The following is a 14,706-nucleotide window of genomic DNA, read 5'->3' on the forward strand; positions in this document are numbered from 1 at the left end:
GCGACCGCGACGACTCGCCCAAGCTCGACGGTTGTAACCCCCGGGACGCAGAACGGTCCATGTCTTGACACTTGGCCGACACATGATTCGGGCCGAAAAAGCGCATCGTGCGCAAGTCAGTGGCGCGGTTAGAGAAGAAAACTGCAAGTTTTGTCAGGCATCTAGCACTTCGTCGTCTCTATAGACCCAGCTCCGCGAGGAAGGCCGGGACGGTCTCGCTCGCCGGGCCGTAGCTCGCCGCATCGAAGGCATCGGCGTTGTCGGACGGATCGAGGTTCAGCTCGCAGGTCGGAATGCCGCGCGCCCGCGCGAGGCCGACATAGCCGGCGGCCGGGTAGACCGAGCCCGAGGTGCCGGCCGCCACGAACAGGTCGGCCCGCGCCAGGGCCGCCTCGATCCGGTCGAGGTGCTTGGGCATCTCGCCGAACCAGACCACGTCCGGCCGGAGCGCCGCCGCGCCGCAATGCGGGCAGGGATCGGCGCGCAGGATGTCCTCACGCCGCTCCGAAACCGTGCCGCAGGCGGTGCAGCGCGCCTTCATCAACTCGCCGTGCATGTGCACCACCTCCGCCGAGCCCCCGCGCTCGTGCAGGTCGTCGACGTTCTGCGTGCAGAGGAACAGGTGCCCGCCCCGCGCCGCCAGGGTGTCGGCTGCGCGGGCGAGCGCCCGGTGCGCGGCGTTCGGCTCGGCCGCGCGCGCGTCGCGGCGGCGGTGATTGTAGAAGTCGAGCACGAGGTCCGGATCGGCCGCGAAGGCCTCGGGCGTGGCGAGCCGCATCGGGTCGAAGCGGCTCCACAGACCGCCGCGGTCGCGGAACGTGCCGAGCCCGCTCTCGGCCGAGACGCCGGCTCCGGTGAGGACGAAGATCTGTCGCGGCTGTCCGAGCATGCCCGCCAGCTATAGCATGAGGGCCGGCCCGCAAGGCGTCCCGCCTGCCGCGGCCCTCGACCCCGGACGAGTCATCCGCGATGAACCTTCTCGGTCGCCTCTTCGTGGCGGGCCTCGCCCTGCTCCTCGCGATTTCGACGAGCACGGGCGTGCTCGTCCTGGCGCTGCTCGTCGATCCGGTGGCGGGCGCGTGGCTCACCGCGGGCGCGCTCGCCGGGCTCGACGGGGCGCTCTCCGACCTGTCGGCCGGCCTGCCGCCGGAGGGGCTGGCGCTGCTGCTGGCGGGTCTCGCCCGGGCGCTGTTCTGGCTCCTCGTGGTGCCGCCCGTACTGGTCGCGGCCCTTGGCGAGACCCTGCGCCTGCGCGGCCTCGCCTGGTACGGGGCCGGCTGCGGCCTGCTCACCGCGTCTCTGCCCTGGCTCGGACGGGGCGCCGCCCGGCCCGGCAGCGCGCCGCTCGCCGAGGCCCGGCTCACCGCGATCCTGTTCCTGGCGGGTGCCGCCGCCGGCCTCGTCTACTGGCTGGTCGCAGGCCGCCATGACGGGCCGGACGAGGCCCGCGCGCGCCAACCGGGATCCGGGCATCGGTGATCCGAGCGTGACGATGCCGTGTCGCCGCGCACGTCGTGCCCCGTCGCCGGGATGAGGGGAGTGCCGACGGTCGTCCAACCTTGACGGGCCCCGCGAGGCGGCATCCGGCAAGGGAGGACGCGATGACCGGATCCGGCTCGAGCCTGCGCGACAGCGCGCGGGCGGTGCTCGCCGCCTGGTTCTTGGGCGCGGGCGGCCCGGCTCTCGCCGGCTCCGCCGCCCAGCCGGGCCAGACGGTCGGCCTGCCGGTCGGCGCGCAGCTCCCCGTGGGCCTCTACTTCGTCAACCTGTCGAGCTTCGGCGTGCGCGGGACCCTGCCGCAGGACTCGGCGACGAACGTCAACCTGCCGACCTTCGCCTGGGCGACGCCCTGGAACGTCGCGGGCGCGCGGCTGCAGTTCTTCTTCACACAGCCGGTGGCGGCCGCGAGCGCGCAGGGCGCGCGCTACCAGAGCGGCATCGGCCAGCCGCTGCTCGCCGCCCAGCTCGCCTGGGACCTCGGGGGCGACCTCGGCGTCAGCTACCTGTTCGGCGGCTACCTGCCGATCGAGACCCGTTTCCTGACCCAGTCGGCCTCGCTCAGCCACCGCTTCGCGTTGAGCTACACCGGCAACGACTGGAACCTGACCGCCAACCTTCTCTACGGCGTCTTCCTCGACACCCGCTCGCCCTTCGGCACCCTGTACCCGGACTACCTCAACCTCGATCTCACGGCGACGCGGAAGTTCGGCAAGTGGCAGGTCGGGGCGGTCGCCTTCGGCTCGACCGACCTGCCGACCGGCGTGGCGAGCTACCGGCCGCAGGGTCAGATCGCGGTGGGCGGCCTGGTCGGCTACAATTTCGGGCCCGTGAACCTCCAGGCCTACGTCACGCACGACGTGATCGAGCGCAACTACGGCGGCCGCGAGGTCCGCGGCTGGCTGCGCGCCATCGTGCCCCTCTACCAGGACAAGGGCGAGGCCGAGCCGAACCGCACCCTGGTGACGCGCCGGCAGGCGGAGTAGCGCCCAGGCCGCGTCCTCGATCGGGCCGGAGCCCGCGGACGCACCGGCCGAGTGCGCGGAGGCGCCGGATCGTCGTGCGGGGCGGCCATCCGGCATGGTACGATGCCGTTCGCTGCCGGGGGGAAGGGATGACGTCTGAGGAACCGGACCGCGCGGCGATCCGCGCCCATTACGGCGAGCCCACGGAGCGCTCGCAGGCCAAGCAGCTCGACCGGATCGACCGGCACGCCCGCGCCTTCATCGCGCTCTCGCCCTTCTGCGTCGTGGCCTCGGCGGACGCGCAGGGTCGCTGCGATGCCACGCCCCGCGGGGACGCGCCGGGCTTCGTCGCCGTCCCGGACGCGCACACGCTCCTCCTGCCGGACCGACCCGGCAACCGTCGCGTCGACACGATGCTGAACGTGGCCGAGAATCCCGGGCTCGGCCTGCTGTTCTTCGTGCCGGGCCTCCAGGAGACCCTCCGGATCAACGGGCGCGCCGAGATCGTCACGGATCCGGAGGCGCTCGCCCCGCTCTCCGCGCAGGGGCGGCTGCCCTGCGCGGCGCTGCGGGTGCGTGTCGAGGAGGTGTTCTTCCACTGCGGCAAGGCCGTGATCCGCTCGGACCTCTGGACGCGCGGGGCGGGTCCGCGGCCGGACTTCCCGACGCTCGGGCAGATCTACGCCGACCAGATCGCCGGCATGGACGCCGCCGAAACCGATCGCTCAATCGAGGACGGCTACCGCAACCGCCTGTACTGAGGGCCGGCCGGGAGCCCCGCTCAGGCCGGCACGAGGCGGTTGCCGTACCATTCGTCGACCCGCCCGCCATAGGCGGGATCCGCGAAGCCGTCCTCGCCGGGGCCGTGGCTCGGGGCGCCCGCGAGCGCGCCCGGATCGATGTCGACCACGTAGCCGCCGAGTTCGGTGCTGTAGGTCAGGGCCCGCCAGGGCAGCGGGTGGTGGTTCTCGCCGAGCCCCAGGAAGCCGCCGAAGGCCAGCACCGCGTAGGCCACTTGCCCCGAGACCTTGTCGACCATGAAGTTGTGCACGGTGCCGAGATGCTCTCCCTGCCGGTCGTAGACGGCCGTGCCCTCGACCTTGTTCGAGGCGATCAGGCGCGCGGTCTCGTCGATGGCCACCGGCTCGGCGGTGGGATCGAGCTCCATCGATCCGGGCTTCCGGATGGTGCGCTCGTTCGGCAGGTCCGTGGGCATGTGGGTTTCCGCTGGTCGTCCGCGCAGGTGGGTGTCCGGCCCGCCATGCGGACCGGGAGTTAAGCGCACGAGCGGCGGGCGCGGTTCCGCTCCCGCGGATCCATCCCGCGGGGCGTAAGCTGACGGGACCGGCGGGCCCCAAGCCGCCTCCGCAATCCCCGCCGTGGACGGATGTCGGCCGCCTCTGGCGCGCGCGGGGTGCTTGCGCTGTGGATGAGGGGACTTCTGCCTCCGGTTTCCCCTTGGAACGCTGGCCGCACGGCTTAGTTGTTGCTGCTATGCTGCCCCGGCTGTGGTCCCATCGTCCGGGTCCGCGGCCCGTGAAGCGGAGGAATCCCATGGCGACCAAGACGACGGACAAGGCGAAGAAGGCTGCGCCCGCGGCCAGCAAGGCTGCCCCGAAGGCGACCAAGGCCGAGGCCGGCGCCAAGCCGAACGCCCTGCAGCAGCCCCTGAAGCCGTCGCCCGAGCTCGGCGCCATCGTCGGCACCGATCCGCTGCCGCGCGGCGAGGTGGTCAGCAAGGTGTGGGACTACATCAAGAAGAACAATCTCCAGAACCCGGAGAACAAGCGCGAGATCGTCGCCGACGACAAGCTCAAGAAGGTCTTCGGCAAGGACAAGTGCACGATGTTCGAGATGAACAAGCATCTCGCCGCGCACCTCAAGTCCTGAGTCCAAATCCAGGTCGAAGCCGCGGGCGACCCCTCGCTCGCGGGACATTCCCGGGTCGCTGCCCGGGCCTCTGCACCGGCCGGGCCGCTAGCGATCCGGCCTGTGCCGCAGCACACTGGTGACGATGCCAGCGAGCGCCAGCATCACGGCGCACCAGAGCGAGACGCCGATGGCCGCGTTCGCTCCCCGCCCGTGCGTCAGCCCGAACACCACCGCCACCAGGGCGGCCCCGAGCGACTGGCCGGTGAGCCGGGCCGTCGATTGCATGCCGCTGGCGCCGCCGCTGCGCTCCCGCGGGGCGGCGGTGATGATGACGCGGTTGTTCGGCGACTGGAACAGGCCGAAGCCGAGCCCGCACAGCACGAGCCGCCAGACGATGTCGAGGGTGCCGGGCTCGGGCGGGAGCAGCGCCAGCGCGGCGAGGCCGGCCGCCATCACGGCGAGCCCGATCCCGCCGAGCAGCCCCGGCGGGTAGCGGTCGGCCAGCCGCCCCGAGATCGGCGCCGCGAGCGCGATGGCGAGCGGCCACGGCGTCAGCAGGAAGCCGGCTTGGCTACCCGAGAGATGCAGCACGTCCTGGAAGTAGAAGGGCAGGGCGATGTAGGCGATGAGCTGCGACGAGAAGGCCAGGATCGAGGAGGCCATCGACAGGGCGAAGGCGGGGATCCGCAGAAGATCGACCGGCAGGAGCGGCGCGGGGAGCCGCATCTGACGGCGCACGAAGACGGTGCCGACGACGAGTGCTCCGGCGAGTTCGGCGAGCGCCCATGGCCGCCGCGCCGGTTCACCGAGCCCGTCGATGCCGACGATCAGCAGTCCGAAGGTCAGGGCATTGAGCCCGGCGCTGACGACGTCGAAGCGCCGTCCGTTGCGCGGCGTCGCCGGCAGGGTGCGGGAGGCCACCGCCAGCGCCAGCAGCCCGACCGGGATGTTGACCAGGAACAGCCAGGGCCAGGCGGCGACCGAGAGGAGGGCCGCCGCGACCGTCGGCCCGGCCGCCGAGGCCACCGCCACCACCAGGGCGACGTTGCCGACGCCGCGCCCGATCATCCGGTGCGGGTAGACGAAGCGCACCAGCGCGATGTTCACGCTCATCACGCCTGCCGCCCCGAGCCCCTGCGCGATCCGACCCAGCACCAGAAGGTCGAGGCTCGGGGCCAGCGCGCAGGCGAGCGAGGCCGCGACGAAGACCGCGAGCCCGCCGAGATAGACCGGCCTGTAGCCCAGGATGTCGCCGAGCGAGGCCAGCGGCAGCAGCGCGGCGGTGACGGCGATCTGGTAGGCGTTGACCACGAAGATCGCGTCGCCCGCCGAGACCGAGAGGTCGCGCGCCATCACGGGCAGCGCCACGTTGACGATAGCGCCGTCGAGCACCGCCATGGTCATGGCGAGCGCGATCGCCAACATGGCGAGCAGCCGCTCGCGCACCGGCAGCCCGTCCTGCGGGCCGCCCTCCACCTGCCCGGCCGCCTCGGCCATCCCCTGCACGCTCCCCGGTTGCGTCGATGCCACCCTGTCGCCTGCGGGCCGCCTCCCGTCGAGGCGGAGGATGTGCCCTATGTCACCCCGCGTGTCCGGCAACCTCTGCGTGTTGCCGGGCGCGGACCGAACCGGAGCCGACATGCGCCGTCCCCCCTTGCTTCCCGCCCTCTGCCTCGCCCTCTGTGCCTCCTTCGCGCAGGTGCTGCCCGCCGCCGCGCAGGCGCCCGAGCCGCTCGGTATCGCGCTGGAGGGCTTCGCCTATCCCTATCCGGTCGCCTACCTGCCGCTGAGCCGCGACGGCGAGGCCCAGCGCCTCGCCTACATGGACGTGGCCCCGCAAGGGGCGCCGAACGGCCGCGCGGTGCTGCTGCTCCACGGGCGCAACTTCCCGTCGAGCTACTGGGCACCGGTGATCGCGGCGCTCTCGGGTGCGGGCTACCGGGTCGTGGTCCCCGACCAGCTCGGCTTCGGCAAGTCGGCCAAGCCCGTCGGCCCCTTCACCTTCGACCGGATGGCCGCCGACACCGTGGCGCTCCTCGACGCGCTGGACCTGCGCCGCGTCGATGTGGTGGCCCACTCGATGGGGGGCATGCTCGCTGTGCGGCTCGCCCGCAACGCGCCCGAGCGGGTCAACAGCCTCGTGCTGGAGGCGCCGATCGGGCTGGAGGATTACCGGTTCAGCGTGCCGCCGGTCGGGAACGAGGTGCTCCTGAAGCGCGAGGGCGAACTCACCGCCGCGGCCTACCGCAGGCAGTTGATGACGAGCTACGCGCTCTCGCTGCCGGAATCGGCGATCGAGCCGTTCGTGGAGATCCGCGAGCGGGTGAAGGGCTCCGGCGAGTACCCGCGCTGGCTGCAGTCCTTCGTCAACTCCTACCAGGCGATCTGGGGCCAGCCGGTGGTACACGAGATCCCGCTGGTCCAGGCACCGACCCTGTTCCTGATGGGCGGCAACGACCGCAACGCCCCCGGCAAGCCCTACGCCCCGCCGGAGCTTGCCGCCAAGATGGGCCGCAACGCCGAGAACGCGCGGGCGCTGGCCGCCCGGATGCCGAACGGACGGGCGGAGGTGTTCGAGGGCGTCGGCCACCTCGTCCACATGGAGGCCGCCGACCGGTTCAACGCCCGGGTGCTGGAGTTCCTAGACGGGCATTGATGCACTCTCCTTCACCCGCGGAGGGAAGGGAGAGCAGTGCGGTTCGTGGCCCGCATGCCCGAAGCGGTCCGTCGGACATGGATGTATCGCTCCGCAGGCCTGCCCGGGGGGCTATCGGCCCCCGGTTTCGCCGTCTCGCCGGAGCAGGAACACGCCCTGCGCGCCGATCAGGTTCCAGAACCACCAGGGCATCGCCAGGCGCATCGGGCGCCCGCGTGCGTCGAGCGCCGCCGCGGTCTCGATCTTCGCGCCGACCTCCCGGCACAGGCCGACGAAGTCGCGGATGGTGCAATGGTGGATGTTGGGCGTCTCGTACCACGCCTCCGGCAGGATCTCGGTCACCGGCATCCGCCCGCGGAAGGCGAGCTCGGCCCGCACCCGCCAGTGCCCGAAATTCGGGAAGGAGATGATCACCTGCCGGCCGATGCGCAGCAGGTGCTCCAGCACGATCCGGGGATTGCGCGTCGCCTGGATGGTCTGGGACAAAACCACCACGTCGAAGGCGTCGTCCGGGTAGGCGGCCAGATCCGTGTCGGCGTCGCCCTGGATCACCGAGAGGCCGCGGGCAAGGCAGGCGTTGACGCCCGCCCGCGACAGCTCGATGCCGCGCCCGTCCACGCCGCGCCGGTCGCGCAGGAGCGCCAGCAGCGTGCCGTCGCCGCAGCCGATGTCGAGCACCCGCGCGCCCGGTGGCACCAAGCCCAGAACCACGAGGTGGTCGACGCGCGCGCCGCCCTCGCTCGGCAGGGCCTGCGTCGCGTCCCAGGGCGCGTCGGCCGCCGCCCGCCCGCTCACAGCCCGCGCGCCCGGGCGGCGGCGTCGATGAAGCCCTTGGCGGCGGAGTACATCGCCGGCTCGTCGAGCAGGAAGGCGTCGTGGCCCTTGTCGCTCTCGACCTCCACGAAGGCGACCGGCGCCGAGGCGGCGTTCAGCGCGTGCACGATGGCACGGGACTCGCGCGTCGGGAACAGCCAGTCGGAGGTGAAGGACATCACGCAGAACCGCGTCCTGGTGCCCCGGAAGGCGTTGGCGAGCACGCCGCCATGGTCCTCCGCGAGGTCGAAATAGTCCATCGCCCGGGTGAGATAGAGGTAGGCGTTGGCATCAAAACGCTCGACGAAGCTCAGGCCCTGGTGGCGCAGGTAGCTCTCCACTTGGAAGTCGGCGCTGAACGAGAAGGTCGGCGCGCTGCCGGCCTGGAAGCGGCGCCCGAACTTCCGGTGCAGCGCGGCCTCCGACAGGTAGGTGATGTGCGCGCCCATCCGGGCGACGCCGAGCCCCTTGGTGGGCCGCTGCCCAGCCTCGAGGTAGCGCCCGTCCGCCCAGGCGGGATCGGCCATGATCGCCTGCCGGCCGACCTCGTGGAAGGCGATGTTTTGGGCCGAGTGCCGGGGGCCCGTGGCGATCGGCATCGCGGCGAAGACGCGCTCGGGGTAGAGCGCCGCCCATTGCAGCACCTGCATCCCGCCCATCGAGCCGCCGATGCAGAGGAACAGGTCCCGGATGCCGAGATGCTCGATCAGCATCGCCTGGGCGCGGACCATGTCGCGGATGGTGACGAGGGGAAAGTCCGGGCCGTAGGGCCGGCCCGTCGCCGGGTCGAGCGAGGCCGGGCCGGTCGAGCCCATGCAGGAGCCGATCACGTTCGAGCAGACCACGAAGTAGCGGTCGGTATCGACGGGCTTGCCGGGCCCCACCAGCGTCTCCCACCAGCCGGGCTTTGCGGTCACCGGATGGCGGTGGGCGAAGTGCTGGTCACCCGTGAGCGCGTGGCAGATCAGCACCGCGTTGGAGCGGTCGGCGTTGAGGGTGCCGGCGGTCTGGTAGGCGATCTGGAAGGGGCTGAGATTCACCCCGGCATCCATCGCGAGCGGCCGGTCGGCACCGAAGTGGGCGACCGGGCTCTGCGGCTCCAGGGCCTGGCTGCGCTCCGGGGTCGGGCGCATCCCGCGGCCGGGCTCCGCCGCTTGGGCCGGCCTCAGGGCGATGTCGGGGGCGTTGTCCATGACCGTTCGTCTGGCGGGCGCGCCCTTTCGGAGAACACGTGCAGGGCGCGCCGCACGTTCGTGTGACCGCCGGAGGTAGTATGCGGGGCCGGGGGCGTCAACGAAAGGCAGGGCTGCGGAAGCGGGATGGGACGGCCGGGAATGACCGCAGGCCCGCGCGGCCGGCGCTGCGCCGAGAGGAGGTTTGAGAGGGCGTTAAGGCTGATCCGAGGCGTGAAGCCGGCTTTTCACGATTCTTCACCGCTGCCGGGCGCAGATGCTTTGTCGGATGATCGCTCCGGCCGGCGTGGATGATCGATGCGCGCAGTCTCCCAATCCGTCTCGCGGTCCGCCCCCGATCCGGCCGCACCGGCGCGCGCGCCGCTCGCCTGGGTCGAGATCGCCAAGGGCCTGTGCATCGGGCTCGTCGTGCTGATGCATGCCACTTTCGGCCTGGAGGCGGCCCTCGGCGCGCAGGGCTACGCCCACGCGATCGCCGATTTCGCCCAGCCCTTCCGGATGCCGACCTTCTTCGCGCTCTCGGGCCTGTTCCTCGGCCGGGCCCTGGCCTCGGGCTGGCGCCCGTTCCTCGAACGGCGGGTGTTCCACTACCTGTACTTCTACACGCTGTGGCTGCTGATCCAGGAGGTCATCCGCTTCCCGCATCTCGGCGGCGGCACGCTCACCGGCACCCTGGACCACTTCGCGTGGTGCTATGTCGAGCCGTTCTCGACCCTGTGGTTCCTCTACGCGCTCGCCCTGTTCTCCCTGGTGACGCGGCTCGTCGACCGGGTTGCGCCGCCTGTGGTCCTCGGCGTCGCGCTGGGCCTCGCGGGGAGCGACGTTGCCAGCGGGTGGCACATCCTCGACGTCGCCTGCGATACCTACCTGTTCTTCTACGCCGGCTACCGCCTCGCCCCACAGGTGATCGGCTTCGGGCAGACGATGCGCGCCCGGCCCCGGCTCGCGGCTGGGTTCACGACGGGTTGGCTTCTCGTCAACGGCCTGCTGATCTTCGGCATCGTCCCCACTCTCCGGGTCGCCACGGTCGCGGACGCGCCCCTTGTGGTGCTGCCGCTCGGCGCGCTCGGCGTGTTCGGGGTGATCGCCCTCGCGACGCTGCTGGAGCGCAGCGTCGCCGGCCCGGCACTCGCCTATGCGGGCTATCGCTCGATCGTGATCTACCTCGCGGCCTTCCTACCAGTCGCCGTCCTGCGGGAGGCGATGGTGCGCTACGGGGTGCCGCTGGACGTCGGCACCGCGAGCCTCGTACTGACCGCCGCCGGCATCCTCCTGCCGCTGGCCCTGGAGCGGTCCCTGCGCAGCACGCCGGCCGCCTGCCTGTTCGTGCGCCCCTCGGCGGCCTTGCGCACGCCAGCCAGCCTGCTGCGGCGCGGCCGGACGCTGCTCGACACAGCCTCCGTCGCCGCCGTCTCCTCCGCGGCGGAGGCCGGGACATCCGTCGCCTCGGCGCTCGGCACACCGTCCGTTCAGCGGGGCGGTCTTGTTCCGGCGGGCGCGGCGCTGCCGCTGGCCCTCGGCCCGCGGGAATCGTAAAGGAGGTCCTCACCACGGAGGGCCGGCCGCGGTCCGGCCATACACGCGAGCACGATGCGCTTCTCCAGCAAAGCCAATCCGGGCGAGGACCTCGCGGCGCTGCGGGCCGAGATCGACCGGATCGACGCCGAGATGCACGCCCTGCTGATCCAGCGCGGCACGATCATCGATCGGCTGATCGCCGTGAAGGGCACCACCGCCTCCGGCTCGGCCTTCCGGCCGGGGCGCGAGGCCTCGATGATGCGCCGCGTGGCCGAGCGCCACCGGGGCCTGCTGCCGCTCGACACCGTCGAGGGGATCTGGCGGGTCATCATCGCCACCTTCACCTACGTGCAGGCGCCGTTCTCGGTCCACGCCGACGTCTCGGCGGGCGACCCGGCGATGCGCGATTCCGCCCGCTTCCATTTCGGCTTCACGGTGCCCTACCGGCCCCACCCGACCTGCGCGGCGGTGATTGAGGCGGTGGCGGCCTCGCGCGGCGACCTCGGCATCTTCCGGTTCGAGAGCCGGGCCCCGAACGGCGCCGCGCACCCGCCGAAGGGCGAGGCGTGGTGGGAGGGGCTGATCGGCGACGGCCGCCCGAAGGTGATCGCCCGCCTGCCCTTCATCGAGCGGCCGGCGCACCCGGCCGGCACGCCGGTCTTCGTGGTGGCCAAGCCCCTCGACGACCCGAGCGCGGCGCAGCGCGACTGGGTGCTCTACGCGGTCCGGGCCGCGTCCTGGCCGGAGGAGGCGAACCGGGCGCTGCACGACCTCTACGGCGAGGTTGTGGGACGGGCCAAGGCCCGGGGCGAGACCGAGCGCCTGCTCCTCGCCCTGCCGGGCGGCGTCGGCGCGCGGCCGCTGCGCGAGGCCCTCGACCGGGCCGGCGCCGGCGTCACGCTCCTCGACGAGACCGGCAGCCACGCCGCGCGCTTCCGGGTCTGAACGCAGGGTTCCACCCTGCACCCGCGAAAGGTCTCGACCTTTCGAAACCGGGACCTCTGAGGCGCGCCGTCAGGTCCGCTGCGGGTCGTTCTCCAGGCGGATCGGCTGTCCGTGGGGCGTCGCCGCGGCGGCGCGCAGCCACGCATCGCGGCGGGCGTCCACGCCCTCCGGGGCGGCGATTCCGCGCTCCGCCAGCAGCGCCTCCAGCGCGACGAGCCAGCGCCCGTAATCGGCGGCCGCCTCCGGGTCGTCCCCGGGGCGGATCGCCCGGCCAAGCGCCGCGGCCCATTCGGACCCCGTGAACACGCCCGCGTCGCGCAGGGCCACCACCAGGGCGAAGACCTGCGCCTCCCAGGGCGCCGCGAAGGGGCGGGGCTCCGGCGCGCTCACGCAACGTCCCTCACGCAGCGACCGCGTCGAGATAGGGCTCGAACATCTCGACCATCACCCGCTGGTTCGGATCGGCGTCCGGCCCCCACAGCTCGGCGGCGGCGAAGGCCACGGTGTAGAGCCAGGCCGGGTTCTCGCCCGCGCCCGTCGCGTGGGTGTCGGGCAGCACGAAGGCGCCGTGCACCCGCTCGACCCGGCCAAGACGGCCCCGGACGTAGCGCGGCAGGCGGGTATGGCCCGCCGGGTGCAGGTTGCGGGCGCGCACCGCGTCGCCCACGCCGAAGCGGGCAGGCCCCGGGGCCGGGCGGTCGCTCGGGAAGCCGGCGCGGAAGCGCGGCTCCAGGATCTCCGCCGTCAGCACCCGCGCCACCGGCCGGGCCGGCGCCTCCGAGACGCCGCGCGCCATCTCTCCGGGGCTGGCGAGGCCGTGGGCGGCGACCTGTCTCTCCAGCGCCCGGAGCCAGATCGCGTAGTAGCTCGACGCGAGATACTCGGCCGGCGGCAGCGATTCGCGCGCCGCGCGCGAGCCGTCGAGGTTCCACGTGCCGGTGAAGCCCATGGCCATGGCCAGCGCGAAGACCCGCCGCTCCCAATCCGCGTGGAAGACCGGCTCGTCGGGCTCCGGCCGCACGGGGCCGAAGCCGTGCATGCCGCCGAGATCCTGGGCGCCGTTCATTCCGCCAACTCCGGCAGCTTCGGAAGACCCGTGCCGATCATCGCGTCGCGGGTGACGAGGCTGGCCAGCCGCGCCTCGTCCCAGCCCTCGGTGCCCGCCGGGCGCTCGGGCAGGACCATGTAGCGGGTCTCGGCGGTCGAGTCCCAGACTGTGATGCGGGTGCTCTCGGGCAGGTGCAGCCCGAACTCGGCCAGCACCCCGCGGGGGTCGATGACCGCGCGGGCCCGGTAGGGCGGCGCCTTGTACCAGACCGGCGGCAGGCCGAGCACGGGCCAGGGATAGCAGGAGCAGAGCGTGCAGACGACGAGGTTGTGCTCGCCCGGCGCGTTGGCCACCACCACCATGTGCTCGCCGCCACGCCCGCCGATATCGAGCTCGGCGATGGCCGGGGTGGCGTCCGCGAGGAGCCGCGCCCGGAAGGCCGGGTCGGTCCAGGCCCGGGCGACCACCCGGGCGCCGTTGTGCGGGCCGACCTTCGTCTCGTACATCTCGACCAGCGCGTCGAGGGCGGCCGGCTCCACGTAGCCCTTCTCGACCAGGAGCGATTCGAGCGCCCGCACCCGCGCCTCGACCGGCGTCAGCTCGCTGCCCCGCGGGTGATCGTGCGGATGGTCGTGCTCGTGGTGGTCGTGCGCCATGGCCGCCCCTGCCTCGCCTCAACCCTGGATGGCGGCAAGGATATTCGGTGGCAGGCGCAGGTGCCAGTCGGTCGCGCCCTGGTAGGCCTGGCCGATGCGGAGCGCCGTGGCCTCGTCGTAGCCCCGGCAGACGATCTGCAGCGAGAGCGGCAGGCCGGTCTCGGTGTAGCCGCTCGGCAGGGCCAGCCCGCAGAGGTCGAGCAGGTTGCCGAAGCGGCAGAAGCGCGAGGGCAGGTGGTCCTCGTCCACGCTGTCGAGCGGGATGGCGGGCGTCTCGGTGGTGGGCGTCAGCACGGCGTCGAAGCCCTCCAGGGCCTCGGCGAAATCCCGCTTCATCGCCTCGCGCCGCCGGATCGTCGCGAGGTAGTCCTGGGCCGAGAGCTTGGCGCCGGCGATGATGCGCGCCCGCACCGCGTCGCCGAGCGGGCTCGCCGGATCCTCGGCCAGCGCCCCGTTGGTGACGTAGGCCTCGGCGTTGGTGATCTGGCTCAGAGCGAACAGGTCGGCGAAGCGGAAGGGCAGGCGGATCGTGACGATCTCGGCGCCGAGATCCGCCAGGGTGTCGAGCGCCCGGTCGTAGGCCGCGAGCACCGCGGCATCGACGCCCTCGCGCTCGGATTCGGGCATGCGGGCGAGCCGCAGGCCGCGCACCCCGCGGTGCAGAATCGGCAGCGGGTCCTGGGGCATGATCCCCCGCGTCGTCGGATCGAGCGGGTCGGGGCCCGACATCGCCCGATAGAGCAGCGCCGCGTCCTCCACCGTGCGGGCGAGCGGCCCCGGCGTGTCGAGGGTGGTGGAGAGCGGCACGATGCCGTGGGTCGAGATGCGCCCGACCGTCACCTTCAGCCCGGTGAGACCGCAGAAGGCGGCCGGCAGCCGCACCGAGCCGCCGGTATCGGTGCCGAGCCCCCAGGGCGCCATCCGGGCGGCAACCGCCACGCCCGTGCCGCTGCTGGAGCCGCCGGGCGTGCGGGGCGTCTGCGGATCCCAGGGGTTCCAGGGCGTGCCGAGATGCTGGTTTGTGCCCCAGCCCCCGTAGGCGAACTCGACCGTGTGAGTTTTGCCCAGCACGATCATGCCCTGCGCGATCAGCCGCCGGGCGACCGTCGCGGTGCCGCGGGCGACCCGCGCCCGGTGGGCGGCCGAGCCCCCCATGGTGATGCGGCCGTCGAGATCGACGAGGTCCTTCAGCGCCACCGGCACGCCGTGCAGCGGCCCCACCGCGTGGCCGGAGCGGATCGCCCGGTCGGCGCCCTCGGCGGCCAGCCGCGCGTCGGCGGCGTAGACCTCCGTGAAGGCCCGGAGCTTCGGCTCCTGCGCGTCGATGCGCGCGAGCAGCGCCTCGACCGCGTCGACGGGGGAGAAGCGCCGCACGGCGATGCCCTCGGCCAGCGCCTTGGCCGAGAGGAGCGAGAGATCGGTCGGGGTGTCGGTCATCGCAATCGCTTTCTGGTACCGTTCGGGAACGGGAGTCCCGCATTCAGCCAAGAGGTACGCAACCAAGAGGCACGGGCCCCCGCGCGGGAGCAGGGACGCGCCGCGC

The 14,706-nt window shown here is 72.7% G+C and carries 16 protein-coding genes; 7 read left to right on the forward strand and 9 right to left on the reverse strand.

The genetic code is table 11. The features are described 5' to 3' along the window. Window positions 1-178: 178 nt before the first annotated feature. Window positions 179-889, reverse strand: coding sequence for an SIR2 family NAD-dependent protein deacylase (locus DK427_RS05985; protein WP_109950460.1), 711 nt, complete (start codon window positions 887-889; stop codon window positions 179-181). An 80-nt stretch (window positions 890-969) separates the two neighbouring features. Here DK427_RS05985 and DK427_RS05990 point away from each other — a divergent pair, with 80 nt between their 5' ends. The 3 genes from DK427_RS05990 (at window position 970) to DK427_RS06000 (ending at window position 3,223) form a co-directional block, all read left to right on the forward strand. Continuing rightward, the gene (locus tag DK427_RS05990) at window positions 970-1,479 is read left to right on the forward strand and encodes a hypothetical protein (protein ID WP_109950461.1); all 510 of its coding nucleotides are present in this window, start codon (window positions 970-972) and stop codon (window positions 1,477-1,479) included. Between the two features lie 122 nt (window positions 1,480-1,601). Continuing rightward, entirely contained in the window at window positions 1,602-2,483 is an 882-nt protein-coding gene (locus DK427_RS05995) for a transporter (RefSeq protein WP_109950462.1), read from the forward strand. A 128-nt stretch (window positions 2,484-2,611) separates the two neighbouring features. Beyond that, on the forward strand, window positions 2,612-3,223 hold the full coding sequence (locus DK427_RS06000; protein WP_109950463.1) for a pyridoxamine 5'-phosphate oxidase family protein: 612 nt from the start codon (window positions 2,612-2,614) through the stop codon (window positions 3,221-3,223). A 20-nt stretch (window positions 3,224-3,243) separates the two neighbouring features. On the opposite strand, the gene DK427_RS06005 is transcribed toward DK427_RS06000, so the two are convergent. After that, window positions 3,244-3,678 carry a PRC-barrel domain-containing protein gene (locus DK427_RS06005; protein ID WP_109950464.1) on the reverse strand — a complete coding sequence of 145 codons (435 nt, stop codon included), beginning with the start codon at window positions 3,676-3,678 and terminating at the stop codon, window positions 3,244-3,246. Window positions 3,679-4,016: 338 nt separating this feature from the next. On the opposite strand from DK427_RS06005, the gene DK427_RS06010 reads away from it, so the two are divergent. Next, on the forward strand, window positions 4,017-4,352 hold the full coding sequence (locus tag DK427_RS06010; RefSeq protein ID WP_109950465.1) for an SWIB/MDM2 domain-containing protein: 336 nt from the start codon (window positions 4,017-4,019) through the stop codon (window positions 4,350-4,352). Window positions 4,353-4,439: 87 nt separating this feature from the next. On the opposite strand, the gene DK427_RS06015 is transcribed toward DK427_RS06010, so the two are convergent. After that, a complete protein-coding gene (locus DK427_RS06015) occupies window positions 4,440-5,831 on the reverse strand; it encodes an MFS transporter (RefSeq protein ID WP_109950466.1) in 1,392 nt (463 codons plus the stop codon). A 142-nt stretch (window positions 5,832-5,973) separates the two neighbouring features. Between DK427_RS06015 and DK427_RS06020 the strand changes: the two genes are divergently transcribed. Continuing rightward, the gene (locus DK427_RS06020) at window positions 5,974-6,990 is read left to right on the forward strand and encodes an alpha/beta fold hydrolase (RefSeq protein ID WP_109954033.1); all 1,017 of its coding nucleotides are present in this window, start codon (window positions 5,974-5,976) and stop codon (window positions 6,988-6,990) included. A 111-nt stretch (window positions 6,991-7,101) separates the two neighbouring features. Here DK427_RS06020 and metW read toward each other — a convergent pair whose 3' ends face one another. Next, the gene (metW, locus tag DK427_RS06025) at window positions 7,102-7,785 is read right to left on the reverse strand and encodes a methionine biosynthesis protein MetW (RefSeq protein WP_109950467.1); all 684 of its coding nucleotides are present in this window, start codon (window positions 7,783-7,785) and stop codon (window positions 7,102-7,104) included. Further along, entirely contained in the window at window positions 7,782-8,996 is a 1,215-nt protein-coding gene (metX, locus tag DK427_RS06030; RefSeq protein WP_109950468.1) for a homoserine O-acetyltransferase MetX, read from the reverse strand. The genes metW and metX overlap by 4 nt, the downstream gene beginning before the upstream one ends. A gap of 297 nt (window positions 8,997-9,293) precedes the next feature. Here metX and DK427_RS06035 point away from each other — a divergent pair, with 297 nt between their 5' ends. Together DK427_RS06035 and DK427_RS06040 are read left to right on the forward strand one after the other, a co-directional pair. Beyond that, complete coding sequence (locus tag DK427_RS06035) at window positions 9,294-10,532, forward strand: acyltransferase family protein (RefSeq protein WP_109950469.1); 1,239 nt, start codon at window positions 9,294-9,296, stop codon at window positions 10,530-10,532. 54 nt (window positions 10,533-10,586) lie between these two features. Then, window positions 10,587-11,459: a chorismate mutase gene (locus DK427_RS06040; protein ID WP_109950470.1), complete on the forward strand. Its 873-nt coding sequence runs from the start codon at window positions 10,587-10,589 to the stop codon at window positions 11,457-11,459. Between the two features lie 69 nt (window positions 11,460-11,528). Here the strand turns inward: DK427_RS06040 and DK427_RS06045 are convergent, their stop codons facing one another. The 4 genes from DK427_RS06045 to DK427_RS06060 are packed head-to-tail and all read right to left on the reverse strand — an operon-like array spanning window position 11,529 to window position 14,600. After that, window positions 11,529-11,849: a nitrile hydratase accessory protein gene (locus DK427_RS06045; protein ID WP_109950471.1), complete on the reverse strand. Its 321-nt coding sequence runs from the start codon at window positions 11,847-11,849 to the stop codon at window positions 11,529-11,531. Window positions 11,850-11,859: 10 nt separating this feature from the next. Beyond that, window positions 11,860-12,525: a nitrile hydratase subunit beta gene (nthB, locus tag DK427_RS06050; RefSeq protein WP_109950472.1), complete on the reverse strand. Its 666-nt coding sequence runs from the start codon at window positions 12,523-12,525 to the stop codon at window positions 11,860-11,862. After that, entirely contained in the window at window positions 12,522-13,163 is a 642-nt protein-coding gene (nthA, locus tag DK427_RS06055) for a nitrile hydratase subunit alpha (RefSeq protein ID WP_109950473.1), read from the reverse strand. Before nthA ends, nthB begins: the two co-directional genes overlap by 4 nt. 18 nt (window positions 13,164-13,181) lie before the next feature. Next, window positions 13,182-14,600, reverse strand: a complete 1,419-nt coding sequence (locus DK427_RS06060) for an amidase (protein WP_109950474.1) — start codon at window positions 14,598-14,600, stop codon at window positions 13,182-13,184. Between the last annotated feature and the right edge of the window lie 106 nt (window positions 14,601-14,706).

The organism is Methylobacterium radiodurans (genome assembly GCF_003173735.1).
GTDB lineage: Bacteria > Pseudomonadota > Alphaproteobacteria > Rhizobiales > Beijerinckiaceae > Methylobacterium > Methylobacterium radiodurans.

Bases quoted from the DNA above. Each gene is read 5' to 3' on its own strand.
- DK427_RS06060 (WP_109950474.1), bottom strand. From the start codon at position 14,600: ATGACCGACACCCCGACCGATCTCTCGCTCCTCTCGGCCAAGGCGCTG.
- nthB (WP_109950472.1), bottom strand. From the start codon at position 12,525: ATGAACGGCGCCCAGGATCTCGGCGGCATGCACGGCTTCGGCCCCGTG.
- DK427_RS05995 (WP_109950462.1), top strand. From the start codon at position 1,602: ATGACCGGATCCGGCTCGAGCCTGCGCGACAGCGCGCGGGCGGTGCTC.
- DK427_RS06015 (WP_109950466.1), bottom strand. From the start codon at position 5,831: ATGGCCGAGGCGGCCGGGCAGGTGGAGGGCGGCCCGCAGGACGGGCTG.
- DK427_RS05990 (WP_109950461.1), top strand. From the start codon at position 970: ATGAACCTTCTCGGTCGCCTCTTCGTGGCGGGCCTCGCCCTGCTCCTC.
- nthA (WP_109950473.1), bottom strand. From the start codon at position 13,163: ATGGCGCACGACCACCACGAGCACGACCATCCGCACGATCACCCGCGG.
- DK427_RS06040 (WP_109950470.1), top strand. From the start codon at position 10,587: ATGCGCTTCTCCAGCAAAGCCAATCCGGGCGAGGACCTCGCGGCGCTG.
- DK427_RS06000 (WP_109950463.1), top strand. From the start codon at position 2,612: ATGACGTCTGAGGAACCGGACCGCGCGGCGATCCGCGCCCATTACGGC.
- DK427_RS06005 (WP_109950464.1), bottom strand. From the start codon at position 3,678: ATGCCCACGGACCTGCCGAACGAGCGCACCATCCGGAAGCCCGGATCG.
- metX (WP_109950468.1), bottom strand. From the start codon at position 8,996: ATGGACAACGCCCCCGACATCGCCCTGAGGCCGGCCCAAGCGGCGGAG.
- DK427_RS06010 (WP_109950465.1), top strand. From the start codon at position 4,017: ATGGCGACCAAGACGACGGACAAGGCGAAGAAGGCTGCGCCCGCGGCC.
- DK427_RS06020 (WP_109954033.1), top strand. From the start codon at position 5,974: ATGCGCCGTCCCCCCTTGCTTCCCGCCCTCTGCCTCGCCCTCTGTGCC.
- DK427_RS06035 (WP_109950469.1), top strand. From the start codon at position 9,294: ATGCGCGCAGTCTCCCAATCCGTCTCGCGGTCCGCCCCCGATCCGGCC.
- DK427_RS05985 (WP_109950460.1), bottom strand. From the start codon at position 889: ATGCTCGGACAGCCGCGACAGATCTTCGTCCTCACCGGAGCCGGCGTC.